This window comes from Prevotella sp. Sow4_E9_plate, from assembly GCF_052116205.1.
Classification (GTDB): Bacteria; Bacteroidota; Bacteroidia; order Bacteroidales; family Bacteroidaceae; genus Prevotella.
The window spans coordinates 1-8,932 of record NZ_JBQKLN010000072.1 but is presented as its reverse complement, the minus strand read 5'-3'; the positions used below and the strand labels follow the sequence as shown (position 1 = coordinate 8,932).

Genomic DNA, 8,932 nt, shown 5'->3' with positions numbered 1-8,932 from the left:
GATTGTCTACTTTTGCAAATGAAAAGGAACGAAATTTGATAGATATGTGTACTTTTAAAAATATAAATAATTAATAATCATTTTTTGTGTCCACTTTGGGGAACTGCTACAAATACGAGGAAAGTTCGTGTAAAAAAGTGTATGCATACGATGAAAGTTCGTGTAAAAAAGTGTTGTAAACATTTGGAAGATCGTGTAAAAAAGTGTATCTTTGCAACCGACAGAGCTGTTTAAACATCATAACAGCAGGTTATTAACATCATTAACAACTTCAAAATGTATGTAAGGATGAAAAGAACGATCATAGAACAATTAAAAGCATGGAAAGAGAGCCTTTACAGAAAGCCCTTAATCTTATCAGGAGCAAGACAAGTAGGCAAGACTTATATCCTCCAGGAGTTTGGGAAACAGGAATATGACCACGTTGCCTACATCAACTGTGATGGAAACTCTGAGATTGCCAACATATTTGCAGAAGATTATGATATGAAGCGAGTCCTAATGGTTATCGGAGCCATTAGCAAACAGCCTATAATCCCTGGCAAAACGCTTATTATTCTGGATGAAATACAAGAACTTCACAAGGGACTTTCCTCGCTGAAGTATTTCTGTGAAAATGCACCAGAATACCATGTGGCTGTAGCAGGTTCACTTTTAGGCGTTGCCATGCACCAAGGAGAATCCGCTCCAGTGGGAAAGGTTGATATCATTCGACTCTACCCTATGTCTTTCGAAGAGTTTCTTATGGCAAAAGACGAAGAACAGTTGCTGAACATATTGAAAAGTAAAGACTGGAAGACCATCACATTACTTCATGATAAACTCATCAAGATATTAAGAGAATATTATTTTGTAGGAGGAATGCCTGAGGCTGTGAAAACTTATCTTGCAACTAACGATGCAAATCTCGTCAGACAGGTTCAGAACAACATTCTCACCATTTATCGTAGTGACATGTCGAAGCATGTCAGCCCAAATGAAGCCACTCGCATCAGCATGGTTTGGCAATCCATCCCTTCTCAGCTTGCTAAGGAAAACAAGAAGTTCATCTATGGAGCGGTGAGAAGCGGAGCACGAGCCAAGGATTTTGAGATGGCAATACAATGGCTGGTGGATGCAGGTCTCACCTATCGCATTTCCCGAGTAAGAGAAGTTGGAATGCCTTTGAAGTTTTACGAAGACCTCAATGCCTTCAAGCTGTTTCTCCTGGATGTCGGCCTCCTGGGTGCGCTAAGCGAGATGGAACCTGCCCAAATGCTCATCTCCAACAAAGCCATGACGGAGAGCAAGGGGGCGTTCACGGAAAACTACGTCCTTACCCAGCTATTATGTCAACAGGACATTTACACCTATTATTATAGTAGGGAAGACGCTCGCTTGGAGATAGACTTCCTTGCCCAGCACCAAGGGGTGATAACTCCGATAGAGGTAAAAGCGGAAGAGAACCTGCGTTCCAAGTCACTTCGCGCCTTCTTTGACGCCCATCCCGACTTGCGAGCCATCCGCTTCTCCATGTCGCCATACAAGGAGCAAGAGTGGATGAAGAATGTTCCATTGTACGGGGTAGAGGAGAGTTTCTAGGAACTCTTCTCACAATACTCCCTGAAATTTGCCTTAGTCATGGCAATACCAATGAGTCTATTAGATAACGCAACAATAACAACAAAATAAAAAAAATATGCTACAACGTGACTACATACAGCGACTGATTCGCGAGTTTATGGCGGCACTCGAAAGAATGCTCGAAAAGAAAGAGGTGGAGGAGAGACGTGAGAAGATCAGGGAACTCTACAATCAATACGTGGGCCCTTACGCCTTCTACAGCATAGCCACCATCGAGGATGTGATGAAAGCGATGGCAGGAATAGAGGACGAGGAGAAGCGACTCTCCAAGATGGATATGCTTGCCGAACTCTACTATCACGAGGCTGACATGGTGGGACAGCCCACAAGAGATGAACTCCTGAACAAGGCCTTCATGCTCTTCGATTATGTGGAAACCCACGGAGATACGTTCTCCATCGAACGCCGTAACAAAATGGCAGAAATCAAACAAAAGATTGGAGATGCGCTCAAATAAAGAGTGCATCCTCCTTTTTTATATTTCTAGGATAACAAAAACTAATCATAAAGTTCAATGGTCAAAACTCAAAGTTCAAAGTCAGTAAACGACATGACTGTAGGTTCGCCCTTGCGAGCCATCATCAAATTTGCAATTCCACTTATCTTGGGCTACATCCTTCAGCAGATGTACCTCATCATCGATGCCGCCATCGTGGGAAGATGGATTGGCGTGGGAGCACTTGCGGCAGTAGGCGCATCCAGCTCCATCATGTTTCTCATCATGGGCTTCTGCAACGGCTCCTGTGCCGGTTTTGCCATCCCTATCGCCCAGGCTTTCGGCGCCAAGGATTATGCCAAGATGCGGGCTTACGTGAGCAACAGCATCCGCATCGCCGTGGTGTTTGCCGTGGTCATCACCTTTCTTTCCTGCATCTTCTGCGGAAAGATTCTGCATCTGGTGAATACGCCGAAGGAGGTGTTCGATGATGCCTACATCTTCCTGATGCTGCAGTTTGCGGCAATTCCTTTCACCATAGGCTACAACCTGCTCTCCGGTCAGATTCGTGCCTTGGGCAACTCGAAACAGCCTTTCTATTTCCTCATCACAGCTTCCGTTATCAACATTATTCTTGATGCCATTCTGATTCTCGGTATGGGGTTAGGTGTAGAGGGAGCAGGTATTGCCACTTGGCTTTCACAGGGAATCTCCGTGCTGCTCTGTATCTGGTTTATCAAGAAGAAAATGCAGATTCTGATTCCGAAGGGAGAAGAAAGAAAATTCGACAACAAGAAGATAAGCATTCTGCTGAACAACGGCGTTCCGATGGGTCTGCAGTTCTCTATTACTGCCATCGGCCTCATCATGCTGCAGAGTGCGAACAACGCTCTGGGAACGGTTTATGTGGCTGCATTTACTGCCTCTATGCGCATCAAATATCTCTTTACCTGCGTATTCGAGAATATCGGAGTGGCGATGGCTACCTATTGCGGTCAGAACCTGGGAGCCAGGAAGCTGGATAGAATCGGGCAGGGCGTAAGGGCTTCCATCAGGATGATGCTGGTTTATTTCGTCTTCACCTTCCTGCTCATCTATCCGTTTGCCGACGAGATGATGATGCTCTTCGTGGATAAGGGCGAGGCTGAAGTAGTGACTTATGCTGCTCAGTTTATGCGCATAGCCAACTATTTCTATCCTTGTCTGGGCTTGCTCACCATCCTGCGCTACAGCATCCAGGGCCTGGGTTACAGCAATCTCTCGATGCTGAGTGGCGTAATGGAAATGATAGCGAGATGCGGTGTGAGTCTCTGGCTGGTGCCTGCCCTGGCATGGACGGGTGTCTGCTTCGGCGACCCAGTAGCGTGGGTCATGGCAGATCTCTTCCTCATTCCCGCCTTCCTGTGGCTGTATAAGCATCTGAAGAAGGAATCAGAATTCCAGCAGCCATTTCCATAGAGGGATTATCTCTATGCGGCAACCATCCTTCTCTACAATATCCTCCTCGTCCTTTGTCACAACAATCATCCGCTTGACATTCTGGACAGAAGAAAGCCTGATCAGCCCATCTGTCTCCCGCCGGAAAGTATCGGGCTCTGCCATAGAGTAGGAAACCTGTATGGCCAATTCTTCTTCCGGAATCACAAAATCTACCTCGGCATTCCTGCTGTTCCAGAAATAGCTGCCGTCACCATATTTCCGCCTGAGCGTGACGGCAACTATGTTTTCCAGCAACGAAGTGTCTGCATCTACAAGAAAAAGATGAAGCAAACCATTGTCCGTAAAATAATACTTGCGGTTGGATTCCTTGTCCTGCAACTTTCCGAACAAATTCTCATACGGCAAAATGAGCCAGGTGTCAGCCATGTAGCCGACATAATCTATCGTGGCATCCGTACTGAGTTTTTTGCCGGTACTGCTCACGATGCTGGCTATTCTGCTGTAAGATAATGGCTGCTTCACGCTTTCTGCCATCTTGCGAATCATTACTCGCAGAGCATAGTCGTTACGAATCTTATATCGAGCCACCAAATCACCGAAGAAGATTTTGCTGAAGAGATTGCTCATCCACGACCTCGGCTCCTTCATCCCCACCGTCTCAGGCAAACCTCCATGCAGGAAATAGATATTAGAGAGTCTTACAATATCCTTAGCGTAAGCATAGAGGGCATTCTTTGCCTTTACATCAATACCGCTCGCCTTCAGATATTCGGCAAAGGAATAGGGATACACCTCATGTATCATGTACCTGCCACCGAGTGTTGTCGCTATCTCGCTGCTCAACATCTTGGCATTACTACCCGTGATGTAAACCTGATATTTCTGATCTGCTAACCTGCGGGCAAACTTTTCCCATCTATCTACCAGCTGAACCTCGTCGAGGAAGAAGATAGGTCGACTGTCATACATTTCTTCATAACAGGTTTTTATCAGGTCAAGGTCGGTCACATCCAAGGAGTCAATACGGTCATCCTCGAAGTTGAAGTACAGGATTTCCTCCCGCTTATGCCCCTGTTCCAGCAGCTGTGCTATGAGCTGATACATCAGATACGATTTTCCTGCGTGTCTCAATCCTACAAACACGTAATTCAGTCCATCCATGAGCTCTACGTCACGATGAACCAGTTCTACCTGAGTAACATAAGCCTGATACTCTATTATCAGTAATTTAATCAAATCCTTCGTCATAATTCCCTTTCTTTTTACTGAATCCGGTGCAAAGATACACATTTTATCGTTTATAGACGATAAAAACAGCAACTTTTTATCGTTTATAGACGATGATAATACATATATTTTATCGTTTATAGACGACAAACATCATTTTTAACACGATCTCGATGCTTTTAGGCTTCGCGAATTCAACAAGCAAGTGCAAAATTACTAAATGTTTTTGTAAAAGCACTCCTTTGATGTTGAGAATTTTCGGATAACTCGACTATAGATTAGAATTGTGCATAAATTATACCAAGGAGCAAAATTCACTCTTCCGTGACGATTCTTCTGCCAATTTCGATTTTAGCAATCTTCCTGTACCAAGGTTGCTCAATTATACTATCATTTAATTCTAAACATCTCAATTTAAGAGTCATGATGTCATAATCATTAAATTTACTCTCATCATATACACAATATGCTGCAATAGAATATTTCAGTTTTTGAGTTTTATCTTCATCATATATGCTATCATTATATACATTAAATCCCGATTTTATGTTCGTATGTAAATGTTCTCTATAATTGGGACCAATACTATCTCCATCCCATTCATATACTACCCCATCGAGATAATACTTATATCTGAGATTAATTTGCCTATCCAACATGCTAGATGGAATTTTATAAGGTAACTCTTCATCTAATTGCTGAAGGAAGCATTTTATTGGAAATCCTTTTAGCTCTATCGTTTTATCAGCATAATTACCATATTTTACTTCTATAAAAGTAAATGTTGTGTCCAAGGAAGAATCTGCTTTTACTAAAAAGACTTCTCCCTTATAACTTCCCTGTTTTTCATCATAAAATTTAGGAACATTACAAACTGCCCGATGGAAATCAGGATATCGCCAATCCTCGTTAAGACAAGCGAAGAATGTCCCTCCTATAAATACAAAGCAAAATAACAACAATAAGTTTTTTACAAGTCCATTCATAACATTTAAACAGATTATGAGGAAACCTATCTGGGTTGAAATAGGTTTCCTCTTATTATAAACTTTATTTATCAGCCACGATATATCCTTGACAATATGTTGTAATACCGTTCTCGTCACCAGAATGTTTTATTCCTATAATAACGAGATTTTGCTTTGGATATACCATTATTTTATGGCTAGAATATACACACATATCAGCATTTGGATATGGAATAACTTTCACCAATTTACCTTTATATTTCAGCAATCCAGTTTGATACCTAGTCATACCATTCTCATCTCCTTTATGCTCTCTACCCGTAATGATTCTAGAATAACTATTTTTACCTTGCATCTCTGTAGTCATAAAGAAATCTTGCGATTCACTTTGCTTATGCCACTCAGTCCATTCTAAATCCTCAACAGTAATATTATTACAATCTTCATTTCCGTTTATATCAACAGCTTTTAAAGATGCAAAATAATATGTCGTTGTTCCATTTTCATCACCATCATGAGAATACGTATATAATATTTGTGTATTTTTATGATTAGAAACTGAGCACTCGCCGCCTAGACTTTCCTTTTTGGATTCCTCAACTTTTTCTTTTTCATCATCAATCACCAACAATACTTGGTCTTCTTGTATAAGCGACTTGATCGTCGGATTATTATGCGATTTTGACATGATTTCTAATTCCCCACACTTTTGCCACGGTCCAAGAGGTCCCGTTGTCATATTCTGTTCACCTACTTCTCCCCAAGCTCCGGCAAAATACTTCCAAACTTGAGAAGGATTGGTCAAGGAAACAACGCAATTGGTTGCCACCCAATCATATCCCATATTATCAGCATGATCATGAGAAAGGGTAACACCTAAGACATTAACTGTAGAATATGTCCCCGGCTTATTATAAAATGCATGAGAACCCTTAGCACAATATACCGTCAACTCATCCTTTTTACCATGTACTATCTCTAATTCATTTGCAGGATGAGAATTCGCACCAGAATGACAACTCAAACTTGCCCCAGTTATTTTACCATTACCATCTAAACTTACAGTAACACATTCCCAATCCCCTTGATGACTTCCACTTACAATACCTGTAACATCCTTAGCATAATCATATCCGAAGAAGAACCAATAAGATATGGTTTTTTCATTTGCATAATGCACAATGCATGGTACTCTGTAGTTTGGATCTGAATCACCTGTCAAATGATCATCTGGTTGCAAAAAGACTTCCCCTTTTCCAAAACTATTTGGATCGTGAGGACGAAGATTCATCAATTCATATTTTCCATAAGGAGTATGCTGATTCATTATGACACCCAAAGGAATATCATAATACTCTGAAGAATGCGAATCACCTTTCACAAAAGTATTCGTGATTTTGTTATAACCATAATCTGTACCACCTTTTACATGGCGGCGCAATCTTGATAAATGGATATAATCTACAGGATTCATTGGGAAATATGGATCTTCCGAATGCATTTTCACATGCAATACGATTCTCTCATCAGGCTTGGTTGGTTCATCACACACAATCATTCCCAATCCATAATAAGTTGTTCCATTCTCATCACCATAATGATGGCGTGCTGTAATTACATAATAATCATTGGTCTTAAACCAAATACCATCCGACTCTTTTTTAGGTGCAGAGACATGATAACCACTAATAAACGTTGGATGTCCATTATAAAAGACATCTCCAATGGCATAAGCTGTGCTACCATTTTCATCCCCAGAATGTTTCCTCCCAACAATTACTTTTCCGTAAGGTGCATCGTATCCTTCTCCTGTTGACTCTTTTTTATACTCTACCCATGTTACATTCTGAACAGTAATATCTGCATCAGTAATAACTTCTCCGCTAGCAGAAATTGCCTTTAAAGAAGCATATTCATAAATAGTATTGCCATTCTCGTCCCCAGAATGAAGCCTTCCGGTCAACACCATATTTGACGGACATAAGAAGGAGCTTTTACTTTCCTTCATAGATTCGCTTTGTGTCCTTTTATCAGGTACTATTATTGTTCCTTTTGGTGCTGGTTCTGTAGATGGTTCCAAAGAATAGAGCTTTGAATAATTATAATAAGTTGATCCATTTTCATCACCAGTATGATGCCTTCCGGTCATAACCCTTTCTGAATCCGAACAACACCAAATACCTTTTGATTCCTTAATAGAGTCTGAAGAAACCCTATCAGCAGTCATACAATTATTGTCATTAAATCGAACAATTGCAGTCGCATACCGTGTTAGGCCATTTTCGTCACCTTTATGTTCTCGTCCTACAAGAACACGATTATTCAATGCATCAAAACCTTGTCCTGAGGACTCTTTTGTCCATTCTGACCATTCTTCCGAAGAAACCCTAATCACACCAGATACAGGATTGCCTGACTCATCAACAGCCTCCAATTCTGCATCTTCAAACCAAGTTTTCCCGTTCTCATCACCAGAGTGACACCTACCTGTAAGAACACGATTAAAAGAACACAAGTAAAACTCCTGTGAAGCTCTCTTGTAATAACTGGTTTTTTGCCTATTTCTAGGTCTTAAAAAAATCTTTTTCATACGAAAATCAAATTAAAATTAATACTATGTTTGTGGAATTAAATCCAAGTGCAAATATAAAGGTGTTTTAAGCATAATTGTTCTTTAAAGCCTGATAATTTATATTATTTTATACATTACGAGCCCTCTATTTGTTCTTTTTTTTACTTTTGCGGTTCTCTTTGCATTAACGCGAATGCGAATTCAACAAGCAAGTGCAAAATTACTAAATGTTTTTGTAAAAGCACTCCTTTGGTGTTGAGAAATTCAATTTCTTTCTTGGTCTTTCATTAATTTTTGCCATAAACTTTGTTATCATCTGCCTCTTTATGGTCACCCTAGTAGAAACCCCTTAGTTCAAATCAAGAGACAGCCAATCATCGAACTTTTACTTTTTTCAAAATCCTTAATTCCGCAACACTATAATTTAATATTTTTTATAAGCACCTGAGCAACAAAAAGTTGCTCAGGATTTTGCCATGTCAGAAATTTCACTTATCTTAGTGTTGCAAATAAAAAACAAATAAAACTCTGAATGACATGGCAAAAGTACAAATAAAATCTGAGAAACTCACTCCTTTTGGAGGAATTTTTTCTATTATGGAGCAATTTGATGCTCTTTTAGCTCAAACCATAGATTCCACCTTGGGATTGAGATGCACTATGTTT

The 8,932-nt window shown here is 40.6% G+C and carries 6 protein-coding genes and 1 pseudogene; 4 read left to right on the top strand and 3 right to left on the bottom strand.

The annotated features are described in order from the left end of the window. The first annotated feature begins 288 nt into the window (after positions 1-288). From ACTQ53_RS16655 to ACTQ53_RS16645, 3 genes are all read left to right on the top strand, one after another. Positions 289-1,581 carry an ATP-binding protein gene (locus ACTQ53_RS16655; RefSeq protein WP_089543334.1) on the top strand — a complete coding sequence of 431 codons (1,293 nt, stop codon included), beginning with the start codon at positions 289-291 and terminating at the stop codon, positions 1,579-1,581. Between the two features lie 97 nt (positions 1,582-1,678). After that, positions 1,679-2,080, top strand: a complete 402-nt coding sequence (locus ACTQ53_RS16650) for a hypothetical protein (protein ID WP_441934348.1) — start codon at positions 1,679-1,681, stop codon at positions 2,078-2,080. Positions 2,081-2,137: 57 nt separating this feature from the next. Then, positions 2,138-3,517 (top strand): MATE family efflux transporter, encoded by a 1,380-nt coding sequence (locus tag ACTQ53_RS16645; protein ID WP_441934346.1) that lies wholly within the window; start codon positions 2,138-2,140, stop codon positions 3,515-3,517. Here ACTQ53_RS16645 and ACTQ53_RS16640 read toward each other — a convergent pair. The 3 genes from ACTQ53_RS16640 to ACTQ53_RS16630 all read right to left on the bottom strand — a co-directional run bounded on the left by ACTQ53_RS16640 (position 3,491) and on the right by ACTQ53_RS16630 (position 8,284). Further along, positions 3,491-4,747 carry an ATP-binding protein gene (locus tag ACTQ53_RS16640; protein ID WP_441934344.1) on the bottom strand — a complete coding sequence of 419 codons (1,257 nt, stop codon included), beginning with the start codon at positions 4,745-4,747 and terminating at the stop codon, positions 3,491-3,493. The genes ACTQ53_RS16645 and ACTQ53_RS16640 overlap by 27 nt on opposite strands. A 293-nt stretch (positions 4,748-5,040) precedes the next feature. Further along, on the bottom strand, positions 5,041-5,712 hold the full coding sequence (locus tag ACTQ53_RS16635; RefSeq protein ID WP_217760654.1) for a hypothetical protein: 672 nt from the start codon (positions 5,710-5,712) through the stop codon (positions 5,041-5,043). A gap of 64 nt (positions 5,713-5,776) precedes the next feature. Beyond that, positions 5,777-8,284 carry a hypothetical protein gene (locus tag ACTQ53_RS16630; protein WP_153124218.1) on the bottom strand — a complete coding sequence of 836 codons (2,508 nt, stop codon included), beginning with the start codon at positions 8,282-8,284 and terminating at the stop codon, positions 5,777-5,779. A gap of 519 nt (positions 8,285-8,803) precedes the next feature. Between ACTQ53_RS16630 and ACTQ53_RS16625 the strand changes: the two are divergent. Further along, positions 8,804-8,932, top strand: a pseudogene (locus tag ACTQ53_RS16625) (IS1380 family transposase); the annotation flags it as partial.

Coding starts and splice junctions, on each gene's coding strand:
- ACTQ53_RS16655 (WP_089543334.1), top strand. CDS start 289: ATGAAAAGAACGATCATAGAACAATTAAAAGCATGGAAAGAGAGCCTT.
- ACTQ53_RS16650 (WP_441934348.1), top strand. CDS start 1,679: ATGCTACAACGTGACTACATACAGCGACTGATTCGCGAGTTTATGGCG.
- ACTQ53_RS16645 (WP_441934346.1), top strand. CDS start 2,138: ATGGTCAAAACTCAAAGTTCAAAGTCAGTAAACGACATGACTGTAGGT.
- ACTQ53_RS16640 (WP_441934344.1), bottom strand. CDS start 4,747: ATGACGAAGGATTTGATTAAATTACTGATAATAGAGTATCAGGCTTAT.
- ACTQ53_RS16635 (WP_217760654.1), bottom strand. CDS start 5,712: ATGAATGGACTTGTAAAAAACTTATTGTTGTTATTTTGCTTTGTATTT.
- ACTQ53_RS16630 (WP_153124218.1), bottom strand. CDS start 8,284: ATGAAAAAGATTTTTTTAAGACCTAGAAATAGGCAAAAAACCAGTTAT.